This window comes from Marinovum sp. (genome assembly GCF_034669705.1).
Taxonomy (GTDB): Bacteria; Pseudomonadota; Alphaproteobacteria; order Rhodobacterales; family Rhodobacteraceae; genus Marinovum.
Genome location: NZ_JAXMOR010000002.1, coordinates 162,410 through 177,753, shown reverse-complemented (window position 1 = coordinate 177,753; position 15,344 = coordinate 162,410). Strand labels below are relative to the sequence as shown.

13 protein-coding genes are annotated in these 15,344 nt (G+C 67.5%); 9 read left to right on the top strand and 4 right to left on the bottom strand.

Features of this window, described 5'->3' with window-relative positions; all coding sequences use genetic code 11:
- The first annotated feature begins 43 nt into the window (after positions 1-43).
- From tolB to folD, 8 genes are all read left to right on the top strand, one after another.
- The gene (gene tolB / locus VOI27_RS02275) at positions 44-1,327 is read left to right on the top strand and encodes a Tol-Pal system beta propeller repeat protein TolB (RefSeq protein ID WP_323763744.1); all 1,284 of its coding nucleotides are present in this window, start codon (positions 44-46) and stop codon (positions 1,325-1,327) included.
- Positions 1,328-1,419: 92 nt separating this feature from the next.
- Complete coding sequence (pal, locus tag VOI27_RS02270; RefSeq protein WP_323763664.1) at positions 1,420-1,956, top strand: peptidoglycan-associated lipoprotein Pal; 537 nt, start codon at positions 1,420-1,422, stop codon at positions 1,954-1,956.
- Between the two features lie 41 nt (positions 1,957-1,997).
- Positions 1,998-2,822 (top strand): tetratricopeptide repeat protein, encoded by an 825-nt coding sequence (locus VOI27_RS02265; RefSeq protein ID WP_323763663.1) that lies wholly within the window; start codon positions 1,998-2,000, stop codon positions 2,820-2,822.
- A gap of 106 nt (positions 2,823-2,928) precedes the next feature.
- Positions 2,929-4,194, top strand: coding sequence for a tRNA lysidine(34) synthetase TilS (gene tilS / locus VOI27_RS02260; protein ID WP_323763662.1), 1,266 nt, complete (start codon positions 2,929-2,931; stop codon positions 4,192-4,194).
- Positions 4,195-4,273: 79 nt separating this feature from the next.
- Positions 4,274-6,187, top strand: a complete 1,914-nt coding sequence (gene ftsH, locus VOI27_RS02255) for an ATP-dependent zinc metalloprotease FtsH (RefSeq protein ID WP_323763661.1) — start codon at positions 4,274-4,276, stop codon at positions 6,185-6,187.
- A gap of 290 nt (positions 6,188-6,477) precedes the next feature.
- Complete coding sequence (locus VOI27_RS02250; RefSeq protein WP_323763660.1) at positions 6,478-8,154, top strand: formate--tetrahydrofolate ligase; 1,677 nt, start codon at positions 6,478-6,480, stop codon at positions 8,152-8,154.
- A 105-nt stretch (positions 8,155-8,259) separates the two neighbouring features.
- The gene (locus VOI27_RS02245; RefSeq protein WP_323763659.1) at positions 8,260-8,571 is read left to right on the top strand and encodes a chorismate mutase; all 312 of its coding nucleotides are present in this window, start codon (positions 8,260-8,262) and stop codon (positions 8,569-8,571) included.
- A complete protein-coding gene (gene folD / locus VOI27_RS02240) occupies positions 8,568-9,470 on the top strand; it encodes a bifunctional methylenetetrahydrofolate dehydrogenase/methenyltetrahydrofolate cyclohydrolase FolD (RefSeq protein ID WP_323763658.1) in 903 nt (300 codons plus the stop codon). The genes VOI27_RS02245 and folD overlap by 4 nt, the downstream gene beginning before the upstream one ends.
- Here the strand turns inward: folD and VOI27_RS02235 are convergent.
- Positions 9,467-9,898 (bottom strand): PaaI family thioesterase, encoded by a 432-nt coding sequence (locus VOI27_RS02235; RefSeq protein ID WP_323763657.1) that lies wholly within the window; start codon positions 9,896-9,898, stop codon positions 9,467-9,469. The two genes, folD and VOI27_RS02235, sit on opposite strands and share 4 nt — an antisense overlap.
- A 98-nt stretch (positions 9,899-9,996) precedes the next feature.
- Here VOI27_RS02235 and VOI27_RS02230 point away from each other — a divergent pair, with 98 nt between their 5' ends.
- Positions 9,997-10,821: a LytTR family DNA-binding domain-containing protein gene (locus VOI27_RS02230; protein WP_323763656.1), complete on the top strand. Its 825-nt coding sequence runs from the start codon at positions 9,997-9,999 to the stop codon at positions 10,819-10,821.
- On the opposite strand, the gene pdeM is transcribed toward VOI27_RS02230, so the two are convergent.
- The 3 genes from pdeM to VOI27_RS02215 all read right to left on the bottom strand — a co-directional run bounded on the left by pdeM (position 10,779) and on the right by VOI27_RS02215 (position 15,341).
- Positions 10,779-11,462, bottom strand: coding sequence for a ligase-associated DNA damage response endonuclease PdeM (gene pdeM, locus VOI27_RS02225; RefSeq protein ID WP_323763655.1), 684 nt, complete (start codon positions 11,460-11,462; stop codon positions 10,779-10,781). The two genes, VOI27_RS02230 and pdeM, sit on opposite strands and share 43 nt — an antisense overlap.
- A 40-nt stretch (positions 11,463-11,502) precedes the next feature.
- Positions 11,503-13,911, bottom strand: coding sequence for a ligase-associated DNA damage response DEXH box helicase (locus VOI27_RS02220; RefSeq protein WP_323763654.1), 2,409 nt, complete (start codon positions 13,909-13,911; stop codon positions 11,503-11,505).
- Positions 13,912-14,030: 119 nt separating this feature from the next.
- A complete protein-coding gene (locus tag VOI27_RS02215) occupies positions 14,031-15,341 on the bottom strand; it encodes an ATPase (protein WP_323763653.1) in 1,311 nt (436 codons plus the stop codon).
- Positions 15,342-15,344 lie beyond the last annotated feature (3 nt).

Genomic DNA, 15,344 nt, shown 5'->3' with positions numbered 1-15,344 from the left:
CGCCAAGAGTCTGACTGTGCTCTGCGCGGCGCTGGCTGTCCTGATGGCCGGGCTCCTCGCCCTGCCGGCCAAGGCGGCCCCCCTCAGGATCGAGATCACCGAGGGCGTGGTGGAACCCTTGCCCTTTGCCGTGCCTGATTTCATCCCGGAAAACGCCGCCGCCGGCGAGTGGGGCAACCGGCTGGCGCAGGTGGTGGCCGATGACCTGAACGGCACCGGGCTGTTCATCCAGACGCCGCAGGATGCCTTCATCTCGCGGCCCACCAGCTTTGCCGCGCCGGTGCAGTACAACGACTGGAAGGCGATCAACGTGCAAGCGCTGATCATGGGCGCGGTCACCGTCGGCGACGGTGGCCAGCTGACGGTGAAGTTCCGGGTCTATGACGTGTTCTCGGGCCAGGAACTGGGCAAGGGGCTGCAGTTTCAGGGCACCACCGAAGGCTGGCGGCGGATGGCGCACAAGGTCGCCGATGCGGTCTACAGCCGGATCACCGGCGAGAGCGGCTATTTCGACAGCCGGGTGGTCTATGTCAGCGAGACCGGGCCGAAGGACGACCGAAAGAAGCGCCTCGCGATCATGGATTACGACGGCGCCAACGTGCAGTACCTGACCGACAGCTCGTCGATCGTGCTGGCGCCGCGGTTCTCACCCACCGGCGACCGGGTGCTCTATACCTCCTATGCCACCGGCTTCCCGCGGATCCACGTGCTCGACGTCGGCAATACCCAGAGCCGGATTCTCGAGAGCCAGACCGGGGTGATGTCCTTTGCGCCGCGCTTCGCGCCCAACGGCCAGACGGCGGTGTTCTCGATCTCGGAAGGCGCGAACACCGATATCTTCACCATGGACCTCGCCTCGGGCACCACCCGGCGGCTGACCAACACCCCGGCAATCGAGACCGCGCCCTCCTACAGCCCCGACGGCAGCCGCATCGTCTTCGAGAGCGACCGCTCGGGCAGCCAGCAGCTCTACATCATGCCGGCGGGCGGCGGCGAGGCCGAGCGGATTTCCTTCGGCCCCGGCCGTTACGGCACCCCGGTCTGGTCGCCGCGCGGCGACCTGATCGCCTTTACCAAGCAGCATAAAGGCCGGTTCCACATCGGCGTGATGCGCACCGACGGCAGCGAGGAGCGGCTGCTCACCGCCTCCTTCCTCGACGAGGGCCCGACCTGGGCGCCCAACGGCCGGGTGATCATGTTCACCCGCGAGACCCAAGGCGCCAGCGGTCAGGCCAGCCTCTACTCGGTCGATGTCTCTGGCCGCAGCCTGCGGCGGGTGCGCACGCCGGATGCGGCCTCTGACCCGAGCTGGGGGCCGTTGCAGTAGCGGCGATAAGGATTTCAAGGCGGGCGGCGCTATGCTAGTCTCGCAGGCAACAATGGCGAAATGCCACGGAGCAGGACAGGACCCAAGGACCCATGACACATTTCACCAAGATCGCGCTTCTCGTCGGTGCGCTGGCCGTTTCGGCCTGTACCAATGCCGGCCGCTTCGGCCAGGACGATCCGCGGCTCGACGGCTCGGCCGACATGAACGCCGGAGCAGGGGCCGGGGCGGGCGTGACCCCCGGTGGCGCCGGCGATCCCTCGAGCCCGAGCTATTTCCAGCAGGCGATCGGCGACCGGGTGCTGTTCCTGGTCGACCAGTCCTCGCTGACCTCCGAGGCGCAGGCGACGCTCGATGCGCAGGCCGAGTGGCTGCTGGTCAACACCGACTATCAGGCGGTGATCGAAGGCCATGCGGATGAGCAGGGCACCCGGGAATACAACCTCGCGCTTGGCGGCCGTCGGGCCAACGCAGTGCGCGAATACCTGATCTCCCGGGGCGTGCCGGCCAGCCGGCTGCGCTTTGTCACCTATGGCAAGGAACGTCCGATCGAGATCTGTTCGGAAGAGAGCTGCTATGCCAAGAACCGCCGCGCGGTCACGGTGATCGCCGGCAGCGCGCTGAGCTGAGGCGGAACGGAACCAGAGGCCCGGAGGGCCGGGAGTGAGCGATGCGATTTGTGATGATCTTCGGGCTGGTGCTGGCGCTGCCGCTGACGGCGGCGGCGCAGGGCGGGGCCGCGACCCTGGCCGATATCCGGCAGGATCTGACGCTGCTCAACATCGAGGTGCAGCGGCTGCGGCGCGAGTTGTCGACCACCGGCGGCTCTGATGTCTCGGCCGGCAGCGGCACGCTGCTTGACCGGGTGCAGGTGATCGAGGCCGAGCTGTCCCGGCTCACCGGCAAGACCGAGGAGTTGGAGCATCGCATCGACCGCGTGGTCACCGACGGCACCAACCGGATCGGTGATCTCGAGTTCCGCCTGGTCGAGCTTGAGGGCGGCGACGTCGGTGCCCTTGGCGAGACCTCGACCCTGGGCGGTGAAGAGGTGGCGACCCCGGCGGTCCCGGTGCCGGTGGCCCCGCCGGAGGGCGAAGGCCCGGCCCTGGCGATGAGCGAGGAAGAGGATTTCCGCCGCGCCGAGGAGGCGCTGGCCGCTGGTGACTTCGAGCGCGCCGCCGGGCTCTTTGCGACCTTCAACGAGACCTATCCGGGCGGGCCGCTGGGCGCACGTGCGCTGCTGGGCCGCGGCGAGGCGCTGGAGAAGCTGGGCAACACCAAGGACGCGGCGCGGGCCTATCTCGACGCCTATTCGCTGGACCGCGAGGCCGAGGCCACGGCGGCGCCGGCGCTGCTCAACCTCGGCCGGGCGCTGGCGCGGCTGGGACAGACCGACGCAGCCTGCCAGATGCTGGCGGAGATCGGACCGCGCTTTCCTGCGGCGGCCGAGCTGAGCGAGGCGCAGTCCGAGATGGCGACGCTGGGCTGTTCCTGAACCGGGCGGTCGTGGCCGTCGGGTGCGGGGGCTCTGCCCCCGTCGCCTTTGGCGACTCCCCCGAGGGTATTTCTGAACAGAAGAAGCAGGGGGCGCGGCGCGCCGGATGACGTCATTCAGTCTGGAAAGCCATTTTGCCGGGGTGATGGGCGATCTGCTGGGGCCGGGGTTTCCGGCCGAGATCGGGCTTGCGGTGTCTGGCGGCGGCGACAGCATGGCGCTGCTGACCCTGGCGCACAACTGGACGCGGCGCATGGGCGTCGGGCTGCGGGTGGTGACGGTGGATCACGGTCTGCGTTCCGAGAGCGCCGGGGAGGCGGCGTTCGTGGCAAGGGAATGCGCCGCGATGGGGCACGCGCATGACATCCTGCGCTGGCAGGACTGGGACGGCAGCGGCAACCTGCAGGAGGCGGCGCGGGCGGCGCGGTTGCGGCTGATCGGGGCGTGGCGCGGCGATCTGCAGCATGTGCTGATGGCGCATACTCTGGACGACCAGGCCGAGACGGTGCTGATGCGGCTGGCGCGCGGTTCCGGCGTTGACGGGCTGGCGGGCATGGCGGCGCGGCGTTTTGTGGCGGAGGAGGAGGGGACCGGCTTCTGGCTGCTGCGCCCCTTGCTCGAGGTCCGCCGCGCCGAGCTGCGGCATTATCTGACGGTGCTCAAGGGGCACTGGATCGAGGACCCGTCGAATGGCGATGCGCGGTTCGAGCGGGTGCGGGTGCGGCAGGCGCTGGAGGTGCTGGCGCCGCTGGGGCTGGATGCGCCGGCACTGGCGGAGACCGCCGGGCGGATGGCGCGGGCGCAGGCGGCGCTCCGGGCCAGGGCCTGCGAGGCGGCGGACCGGGTGGTGCGGCAGGTTCATGGCGACCTGCTCTATGATCGCGACGGTTTGGCTACGCTTGATGACGAGACCCGGATGCGGCTGCTGGCGGCGGGGCTGCAATTTGTCTCTGGGCAGGTCTATCGGCCGCGCGCCCGCGCGCTGGCCGCGGCGGCCGGGCAGGTGGCATCCGGCGGCACGGCCACGCTGCATGGCTGCCTGATGCGGGCCGAACGGTCTGAGATTCGGATTTGTCGGGAATATGCCGCGGTGGCGGAGGCTGTGGCGCCGGTCGGCGGGCTCTGGGACGGGCGGCTGCGGCTGAGCGGTGCCGGGCTCGGGCCGGGCGAGGTGCGCGCGCTCGGCGCGGAGGGCGCGTCGCAGCTCTCGGAGCGGCCGTCCGGGCTGCCCTACCAGAGCCTGATTGCGCAACCGGCGGTGTTTGATGGCCCCCGGTTGGTGGCTTTCGCGCCGGCGGGCGTCGGCCCCGCGCATGAGATCCATCGCCGGGCCGGCGCCGGCGGCTTTTCCGCATTCCTCGCGGTGCATTGAATGTACCGCATAAACCCCTATTTTTCACCACAAGGGCGCGCTATAGAGCGGGCCACACCCAATCTTCGGGAGAACTTTCTTGGGCAACCTGCGTAACATCGCCTTCTGGGTCGTGCTTTTTGTGCTGATCCTCACGCTCTTCAACCTGTTCTCGGGCGGTGGCAACACGCTGCAGAGCCAGAGCACGCCGTATTCCGACTTCGTCCAGCTGGTGGAGGAGGACAAGGTCTCCTCGGCCGTGATCGACGGCGAGACCATCCGCTATCGCGGCAAGGACGGGCGGGACTATGTCACCATCAAGCCCGAGGATGCCGAGGTCACCCAGGTTCTGATCGACAACGGCGTGGCGGTGAATGCCGAATCGCAGGAGCAGTCGGGCTTTCAGTCCTTCATCCTGAGCCTCTTGCCCTTCCTGCTGCTGATCGGCGTCTGGATTTATTTCATGAACCGGATGCAGGGCGGCGGCAAAGGCGGCGCGATGGGTTTTGGCAAGTCCAAGGCCAAGATGCTGACCGAGAAGCATGGCCGCGTCACCTTTGACGACGTGGCGGGCATCGACGAGGCCAAGGAAGAGCTGGAAGAGATCGTCGAATTCCTGCGCAACCCGCAGAAGTTCTCGCGTCTCGGCGGCAAGATCCCCAAGGGCGCGCTTCTGGTGGGCCCTCCGGGCACCGGTAAGACGCTGCTGGCCCGCGCCATTGCTGGCGAGGCCGGCGTGCCGTTCTTCACCATCTCGGGCTCCGACTTCGTCGAGATGTTCGTGGGTGTCGGTGCGAGCCGGGTGCGCGACATGTTCGAGCAGGCCAAGAAGAACGCGCCCTGCATCGTCTTCATCGACGAGATCGACGCGGTCGGCCGGCATCGTGGCGCCGGCTACGGCGGCGGCAATGACGAGCGCGAACAGACGCTGAACCAGCTGCTGGTGGAAATGGACGGCTTCGAGGCCAACGAGGGCGTGATCATCATCGCCGCCACCAACCGGAAAGACGTGCTCGACCCCGCGCTGCTGCGCCCCGGCCGCTTCGACCGTCAGGTCACCGTGCCCAACCCCGACATCAAGGGCCGCGAGAAAATCCTCAACGTCCACGCCCGCAAGATCCCGCTGGGCCCCGATGCAGACATGCGGATCATTGCCCGCGGCACGCCGGGGTTCTCGGGCGCGGACCTTGCCAATCTGGTCAACGAGGCGGCGCTGATGGCGGCGCGGGTCGGCCGGCGGTTCGTGACGATGGAAGACTTCGAGAACGCCAAGGACAAGGTGATGATGGGCGCCGAGCGCCGCTCGATGGTGCTGACCGACGACCAGAAGGAAAAGACCGCCTATCACGAGGCCGGCCATGCCGTCGTCGGTCTGTCGCTGCCGCAGTGCGATCCGGTCTACAAGGCGACGATCATTCCGCGCGGCGGCGCGCTGGGCATGGTGGTCTCGCTGCCCGAGATCGACCGTCTGAACTGGCACAAGTCGGAATGCGAGGAAAAGCTGGCGATGACCATGGCCGGCAAGGCCGCGGAGATCATCAAGTATGGCGAGCCGAATGTCTCGAACGGCCCGGCGGGCGATATTCAGCAGGCGTCGGCACTTGCGCGCGCCATGGTGCTGCGCTGGGGCATGTCCGACAAGGTCGGCAACATCGATTACTCCGAGGCGCATGAAGGCTACAGCGGCAACACCGCCGGCCTGTCGGTCTCGGCCCATACCAAGGAGCTGATCGAGGACGAGGTGAAGGGCTTCATCCAGGCGGCCTATGACCGCGCCTTCGAGATCCTCACCGAGAAGAAAGAGGAATGGGAGCGGCTGGCCCAGGGGCTTTTGGAATACGAGACCCTGACCGGCGAGGAGATTCGCCGGGTGATGAAGGGCGAGCCGCCGCAAATGGGCGAGGACGAGGACGACACCCCCGACCAGGGCAATGCGCCTTCGGTCACGGCGATCCCCAAGACCAAGCCGAAGCCCAAGCCCTCCGGTGATCTGGAGCCGGAACCCACGGCCTGAGCCTGATGACCTGAGACAGAGACCCCCGCGGCGCAGGCCGCGGGGGTTTTTCGTTGCGAAAGGGGAGGGGGCTCGCCCCGGGCCTCTACCGTCTGCCCCGGTGTCTCGCCGTCAGCGGTGGTGTTGGCCGGGAGGCCCCGGAGCGGGGTCCGGGGCGGGGTTGGTGTGCGGCGGCGGGGGCCCTGCGCTTCGGGCAGGGCCGCCGCAAGCTGCAGTCAAAATGTCGGATTCACCTTCGGCTGCGGCGGGTTGTCGCGCTATGCAGGGCCAAAGCCAGGAGGAGAGGCCCCATGTCCCATAAATCCGACATCGAAATCGCCCGCGACGCGACCAAGAAACCGATCCAGGAAATCGGTGCCAGGCTTGGCATCGGGTCCGAGCACCTGCTGCCCTTCGGCCATGACAAGGCCAAGGTCAGCCAGGAGTTCATCGCCTCGGTGCAGGGCAACGAGACCGGCAAGCTGATCCTCGTCACCGCGATCAACCCGACGCCGGCGGGCGAGGGCAAGACCACCACCACCGTGGGCCTGGGCGACGGGCTCAACCGGATTGGCAAGAAGGCGGCGATCTGCATCCGCGAGGCTTCGCTCGGGCCCAACTTCGGGATGAAGGGTGGGGCGGCCGGTGGTGGCTATGCCCAGGTGGTGCCGATGGAGGACATGAACCTGCATTTCACCGGCGATTTCCACGCCATCACCACCGCCCACAACCTGCTCTCGGCGATGATCGACAACCACATCTACTGGGGCAACGCGCTCGAGATCGACCCGCGCCGGGTGGTCTGGCGGCGGGTGATGGACATGAACGACCGCGCGCTGAGGGACGTGGTGACCTCGCTCGGCGGTGTCGCAAATGGCTTTCCGCGCCAGACTGGCTTTGACATCACCGTCGCCTCAGAGGTCATGGCGATCCTCTGCCTCGCCACCTCGCTCAAGGACCTCGAGCGGCGGCTGGGCGATATCATCGTCGCCTATACCCGCGAGCGCAAACCGGTCACCTGCCGCGACATCAAGGCCGATGGCGCGATGACGGTTCTGTTGAAGGACGCGATGCAACCCAATCTGGTGCAGACGCTGGAGAACAACCCGGCCTTCGTGCACGGCGGGCCGTTTGCCAATATCGCCCATGGCTGCAACTCGGTGATGGCGACGACCACGGCGCTCAAGGTGGCCGATTACGTGGTGACCGAGGCCGGCTTCGGCGCCGATCTGGGGGCCGAGAAATTCATGAACATCAAGTGCCGCAAGGCCGGTTTGGCGCCCGATTGCGTGGTGCTGGTGGCGACCTGCCGGGCGATGAAGATGAACGGCGGTGTGGCCAAGGGCGATCTCGGCGCCGAAAACGTGGCGGCGATCCGCAAGGGCTGCGCCAACCTCGGGCGGCACATCCAGAACGTGAAAAGCTTTGGCGTCCCCGTGGTGGTGGCAATCAACCATTTCGTCACCGATACCGAGGCCGAGGTGCAGGCGGTGACGGACTACGTCGAGAGCCAGGGCTCCGAGGCGATCCTCTGCCAGCACTGGGCCAAGGGCTCCGAGGGCACCGAGGCGCTGGCCACCCGGGTGGCGCAGATTGCCGATGCCGGCGTGTCGCAGTTCGCGCCGCTCTACCGCGACGACATGCCGCTGTTCGAGAAGATCGAGACCATCGCCAAGTCGATCTACCGCGCCGACGAGGTGCTGGCCGACGGCAAGATCCGCAACCAGCTGCGCGAGTGGGAAGAGGCCGGCTATGGCGATCTGCCGGTCTGCATGGCCAAGACCCAGTACAGTTTCTCGACCGATCCCAACCTGCGCGGCGCGCCCACCGGCCATTCGGTGCCGGTGCGCGAGGTGCGGCTGGCGGCGGGGGCGGGCTTTGTGGTGGTGATCTGCGGCGAGATCATGACCATGCCGGGGCTGCCTTCGGTGCCGGCGTCGGAAAATATCCGGCTGAACGAGGGTGGCCAGGTCGAAGGATTGTTCTAAAAGGGGGCCGGGTCTGAGGCGGCGTCGCGCCCCCTCGGACCCGGCCGCCACAGGGGCGGCGCCTGCCTCCGGCGGGGATAGTTTCAGAACCGAAGAAGGACCGGGATGCGCAAGACCCCAGACCAGATCGAGACCATGGCCGAGCTGCGCGCAGCGATCGACGAGATTGACCGCGCGCTGATCGCATTGCATGTGGAGCGGGTGCGCTACATCGACCGCGCGCCAGCGCTGAAGGCCCCGACAGGGATCGCGGCACGGGCGCCCTCTCGGGTGGCGGACGTGCTGGCCAAGGTCAGGGCCGAGGCCGATGCCACGGGCTTCGACGCCGACCTGGCCGAGGCGATGTGGACGCTTTTGATCGACGCCATGATTGCCCGCGAAGAGCGGGTCATGGGCAAGGAAGGAACAGACGGATGACGGCCAGTAAGATCGACGGCAAGGCCTTTGCCGCAAAGGTGCGGGGCGAGGTGGCGGACCATGTCGCGCGGCTCAAGCAGGACCACGGCATCACCCCCGGCCTGGCGGTGGTGCTGGTCGGCGAGGACCCGGCGAGCCAGGTCTACGTGCGCGCCAAGGGCAAGCAGACCGTCGAGGTCGGCATGAACTCCTACGAGCACAAGCGCGATGCCTCGATCTCTCAGGAGGAGCTGCTGGCGCTGGTCGAGCAGCTCAACGATGACCCCGCGGTGCATGGCATCCTGGTGCAGCTGCCGCTGCCGGATCATCTGGACGAGGACCTGGTGATCAACGCCATCGATCCGGCCAAGGATGTCGACGGCTTCCATATCTCCAATGTCGGGCTGCTGGGCACCGGTCAGGAGAGCATGGTGCCTTGCACGCCTCTGGGCTGCCTGATGATGCTGCGCGAGCATCACGGCAGCCTGTCCGGGCTGAACGCGGTGGTCATCGGCCGGTCGAACATCGTCGGCAAGCCGATGGCGCAGCTCCTGCTCGGCGACAGCTGCACCGTGACCATCGCGCATTCGCGCACCAAGGACATTCAGGAGGTCACCCGCCGCGCCGATATCGTGGTGGCGGCGGTGGGCCGCCCCGAGATGGTCACCGGCGACTGGATCAAGCCCGGTGCGACGGTGATTGACGTCGGCATCAATCGCATCGACGCGCCGGAGAAAGGCGAGGGCAAGACCCGCCTGGTGGGCGATTGCCACTTCGACAGCTGCGCCGAGGTGGCCGGCGCGATCACCCCGGTGCCCGGCGGGGTGGGGCCGATGACCATCGCCTGCCTGCTGGCCAACACGCTGACCGCCTGCTGCCGCGCCAATGGCATCGCGGCGCCGGAGGGGCTGACCGCCTAGGCGCCCGGCAACACCGGCACCATGGTGCCCTGCAGGGCGGCGATCTCGGTTTCGGTGTCGCCGTCCAGCGCCCAGACCGAGGCGCGCACCACCACCAGCCGACGCCCGGGCTTGAGCACCTCGCCCCGGGCGCGCAGGCTCTGGCCGCGGGCCGGGGCCAGCAGGTTGATCTTGATCTCTGCCGTCAGCACCTCGGCGCCCTCGGGCATCTGCGTCAGCGCCGCATAGCCCGCCGCGGTATCGCCAAGCGCAAAGGTCAGCCCGGCATGGCCAAAGCCGTGCTGCTGCAACACACCCGGACCGATCGGCGCGCGGACCTCCACCCGGCCGGCGGCCAGCTCAGACAGCTCTGCCGAGAAGGTGCGCATCAGGCTCTGCCGGGCGAAGCTTTCCCTAAGGTCAGCCTCTTTCTGCCGGGACAATGTCATTGTTTTCCCTCGGACCGGTGGTATTGAACGGTGCACCGGAATTCACGATGCCGGACCGCCGGATCATTTGCAAAGACCAAGCGACGCATTTTTCATCCATGTTGAACCAAGAGACCCATCTTTCCGAAAGCAGCACCGATCACGCGGCACTGACGGCAATACGCGACCGGGTGCTCGGCCTGCGCCACTCTCGTGTGGCCCTTGCCGTGTATTTTGGCCTGACCACTGTCGCGGTGATTGCGCAACCCTATGGAACGTCGGGGGAATTGGACCTTGGCCTGAGGGTGCTGTTCTGGTCGGTGCTGATTGCCATTTCAATGATCTGCGGCGCGGCTTTCGACGAGATTTCCTATCGCATCGTACAGCCGCTGGTGCGCTGGCGGGCGGCGCTGGTGGCCTCGGTGCTGATGACGCTGGTTTTCGCGCCGATGGTGTTTGTCTGGTCGCGAGTGATCGGGCTTTTGGGCGGCGGGCTTGATCCGCAGTTCTGGTCGCTGCTTCTCAATACCTTCGTGCCGACGCTCACGGTCTATTCGGTGATCCACGTGCTGCGGCCGCATCTGCGCGATGGCGCGGCCGACACGGGTGCCGCCCCCGAGCCAGAGCCGCTGCCCCGCCTGGTGCAGCGGCTGGACAGGCCGCGGGCGACGATCTACCGGCTCTCGGCCAATGACCACCTGACAGACGTGGCGACCGACCAGGGGCTCGAACAGATCCGCATGCGTTTTGCCGATGCGGTCGAGGAGATGGCACCGCTGGCCGGCTGCCACGTGCACCGCTCGCACTGGGTGCCGCTCGAAGCGGTCGAGACGGTGCAGCGCCGCGGTGGCAAGGTGCTGGTCACGCTGGTCAATGGCGACGAGCTGCCGGTCAGCCGGACCTATCGCCCGCGTCTCGAAGCGGCCCGCCCCGACCTGTTCTGACGCATCGGAACCGCCAGTGCCCGCGCACCGGTGAGGATCGCCAGCGCGCCGTCGCCCATCAGCCGGTCGAGCGCCGGATCATCGCAACGCAGCCCGCCGGTATAGGTGCCAAACGCCGGCATTATCAGCCGCTGCGCATCGACCAGGAAACAGGCCCGCGACCCGGCCCTGAGCCGCAGCTTGGGATGGTAATGGCCCGACACCTCGCCGGCCGCGTCGCCCGCGATATGGCGAAAGCTCAAGCCCCCGTGACGAAACTGCGCCAGGTGATCGCCGGCCAGCGCCACCGGCCCGGGATCATGGTTGCCCTCGATCCAGATCCAGCGCCGACCGGCCTGCAACCGGGTGATCCAGTCGAGTGCTGCCGGGGGCAGGGCCTCGAACGCCTGCAGATCGTCGAAACTGTCGCCGAGGCAGATCACCACGCGCGCCTGCGTCGCCTCCACCTCGGCCTCGAGCCGCGCCAGCGTGTCCTCGACGTCATAGGGCGGCAGTTGCACGCCATTGCGTCGCGCCTGCCGGGCGGATTTGCCAAGGTGCAGGTCCGACACGCAGAGCAGCCCGGCCTCAGGCCAATGCAGCGCGCCTGACGGCCGGGCGACCAGCTCTGCCCCGGCAAAGGTGAAGGGATAGGTGTTCATGCTCTGTTCATTGCCGCAAGCCGCGCCCGAGCGCAAGCGCTCAGAGCCGGTCGAGCCCGGCCTCGCTCATCAGCGCCGCCGCCTCTTCCTCCAGCAGCCGCTCGCGCCCGGCCCCCATCACCGGCACCTTTCCCACTTCGAGCAGCATCGGCGCGGCCAGCGGCGTCACCCGGTCAAGCCGGTGCAGGTCGATGCGCCCCTGCACCCGTTCGGCCATCTCGCGGATGCGGGCGAAATCCACCAGCCCGCGCATGGCCTCGGCCCGGGTGATCCGCATCAGCAGGTGGTCGGGGTCGTATTTCAGCAGCGTGTCATAGAGGATGTCGCTGGAGAAGGTCGCCTGCCGCCCGCTCTTCTTGCTTCCCGGCATGTTGCGGTTGATCAGCATGGCGATGGTGGCGCTGGCGCGAAAGGTGCGCTTCATCACCGCGTTGCCCGCCAGCCAACCGTCGAGCCCGGCCTCCAGTGCCGCGATGTCGAACAGCGGGCCCGGGTCGGTCAGCGGCTTCAATCCCCAGATCAGCGTCGCGTAATCGGTGGCGACAAAGCCCAGCGGATCGAGCCGCAGCTCCTCCATCCGCTTGGTCACCAGCAGGCCCAGCGTCTGCTGCGCGTTGCGCCCGGCAAAGCCGTAGATGCAGGCATGTTCGCGCCCGTCATGCGGAAAGCTCTCGATCAGCAGCCGCCCCGGTTCGGGCAGCTGGCTGACCCTTCGGTGCAGATGCAGCCAGTCGCGGGTATGATCGGGCAGGTAGGGCCAGTCGCGCGCCTGCAGCATGTCGAGCATGCGCTGGCTGAGCTGGGTCGAGGTGGCGAACTTGGTGCCGCCGAAGGTGGCGATCTTGGGCTTCTTCGCGGCGTCGCGGGTCACCTCCACCACCGTCTCGCGCAGCCCGTCATAGCGCACGATCTGGCCGCCGATCAGAAAGGTGTCGCCCGGCGTCAGCGTTGCGGCAAACCCCTCTTCGATCTCGCCCAGCGGCTTGCCGCCGCGGCCCTTGAAGCGCACCTTGAGCAGGTCGGTGTCCTGGATGGTGCCGATGTTCATCCGGATGATCCGCGCCGACCGCGGATCGCGCAGCTGCCACAACCCATCGTCGCGCTGCTTCAGCCGTTGCCACTGGTCATAGGCGCGCAGGGCATAGCCGCCGGTGGCGCAGAATTCGAGACAGTCGTCGAACTGCGCCCGGGTCAGCCCGGCATAGGGCCCGGCCGTCTTCATCTCGGCATAAAGCGCACCGGCTTCGAATGGCCCCGAGCAGGCGGCGATCAGGATATGCTGGCAGAGCACGTCGAGCGGGCCGGGGCCGCGCGGATCGCCATCGAGCGCATGGGCACGCGCGGCCTGCAGGGCAGCATGGCATTCCACCACCTCGAAACGGTTGGCCGGCACCAGCCGCGCCTTCGACGGCGCATTGTAACGGTGATTGGCCCGGCCGATGCGCTGGATCAGCCGCTTGACGTTCTTCGGCGCGCCGATCTGGATCACCAGGTCGACATCGCCCCAGTCGATGCCGAGATCGAGGCTACCGGTACAGACGATCGCCCGCAGCTCGCCGCGCACCATCGCCGCCTCCACCCGCTCGCGCTGCACCCGGTCGAGGCTGCCGTGGTGGATGCCGATCGGCAGGCTCTCGTCATTGGCCAGCCACAGGTTGTGAAAGAAGATCTCGGCCTGCGCGCGGGTGTTGTGAAAGATCAGCGTGGTGCGATGCGCCTTGACCGCCGCCATCACCTGCGGGATGGCATAGGCCGCGCCGCCACCGGCCCAGGGGGGCGCGTCGGGCAGTTCGAGCATGGCAATGTCGGGGTCCGGCCCGGGGTCGGCGGCGACGATGGTGCAGGGGTCGGGATGGCGCGCCAGCATCTGCGCGATGGCCTCGGGGTCCTCCACCGTCGCCGACAGCCCCACCCGCCGCAGCCCGGGGCAAAGGCTCTGCAGCCGCGCCAGCGCCAGCATCAGCTGGTCGCCCCGCTTGCTGTCGGCGAGGGCATGGATCTCGTCGACGATCACCCGCTGCAGGCCTTTGAAAATCCGCGGCGCATCTTCATAGGAGCACATCAGCGCCAGGCTCTCCGGCGTGGTCAGCAGGATATGCGGCGGATCGGCCCGCTGCCGCCGCTTCTGGGTATAGGAGGTGTCGCCGGTGCGGTCCTCGATCCGGATCGGCAGGCCCATCTCGCCCACCGGGCCGGTCAGGTTGCGCTTGATGTCCGCCGCCAGCGCCTTGAGCGGCGAGACATAGAGCGTGTGCAGCCCGGCGTGCCCGCCCGCCGCCAGTTCCGCCAGTGTCGGCAGGAACCCCGCCATGGTCTTGCCGCCGCCGGTGGGCGCGATCAGCAAAAGCGCCGGCGCCGTCCGCCGGTCGACCATCGCCTGCTGGTGCGGATGCACCCGCCAGCCGCGGGCGGAAAACCAATCGTGAATGGCAGGGGGCAGGGCGCTCATCCGCCAAACCTAGGGCGCGCGGTCAAAGATCAAAACCGGGTCCGCCCTTCTTCTGTTCAAAAATACCCTCGGGGGAGTCCCGCAGGGACGGGGGCAGAGCCCCCCTCCCCGGGCCGGCCTCACTTCACGATCTTCTCGTCCTTGACGAACATGTTGGCCCAGGCGCGGTCGATATACTCCGGCGTCATCCGGGGTGAGACCCCCTCGAAGGCGCAGATCGACAGGATCTGGTCGATCAGGAACACCGGCTGGTAGTTGGCATAGACATTTTGGATCGTCGGATACTTCTTCTGCAGCAGATGGATCAGGCTCGCCTCGTCGAGCGGCAGTTTCTTCTTTTTGGCCACCAGGGCAAAGATCTTGAGGAAATCCTTCTGCCCCGGCCCGTCGATCTTGATCTTGAAGAAGATCCGCCTGAGCGCCGCCTGGTCGAAGATCTCGTTGGGGTGGAAGTTGGTCGAGAACACCACCAGCGTGTCGAACGGCACCTCGAATTTCTCGCCCGACTGCAGCGCCAGGATATCGCGGCTTTCCTCCAGCGGCACGATCCAGCGGTTGACCAGCGCCTGCGGCGGCTCTTCCTGACGGCCGAGGTCGTCGACGATGAAGATGCCGCCAGAGGATTTCAGCTGCAGCGGCGCCTGATAGGTGCGCGCGGTGGGGTTGTAGACCAGGTCGAGCATCTTCAGCGACAGCTCGCCGCCGGTCACCACCGTCGGCCGCTCGCAGCGCACATAGCGGGTGTCATAGCGGTTCGAGGCGCGGCGCAGCTGGGTTGGGTCGTCCTCCTGCTCTTCGGCGGCGGAATGCACGATCGGGTCGTAGACGGTGATCACCTGGCCGGCGTATTCGATCGCGCGAGGGACGTAGATCTTGTCGCCCATCGCCTTGCGGATGCCGTTCGAGATCGAGGATTTGCCGTTGCCGGGCGGCCCGTACATCAGGATCGAGCGGCCGGCCGAGACCGCGGGGCCCAGCTGGTCCATCAGCGTGTCGGGCAGGATCAGCTCGCCCATGGCGGCGGTGAGCTGGGCGCGGGTGATCTGGACGTTGCGGATCGACTGGCGTTTGACCTGCTCCTGGTAGACATGCAGCGGCACCGGCATGGCGCCGTAATATTCCGACTGCGCCAGGGCATCGAGCGCGCGCGCCTTGCCGGAATCGGTGAGTTCGTAGCCCATCTCGTTGCCGGAGTTGGCATTCAGCGTGCCGGTGGCCTGCAACAGCTTCTGGCCGCGGGCCATGTCAACCAGTTCCTGGCTCACCGGGATCGGCAGGCAGACGCCGCGGGCGATCTCGGTCACCACGTTGAGGTTCGAGCGGAACATCGTCTTGAGCAGGATGTCCCGCATCATCACGATCGGCAGGGCCATCTCCTCCAGCCGCCTGGGGGCGGGCGGGGCAGTGACGTTTCCGACGGCCATGTTCATCGC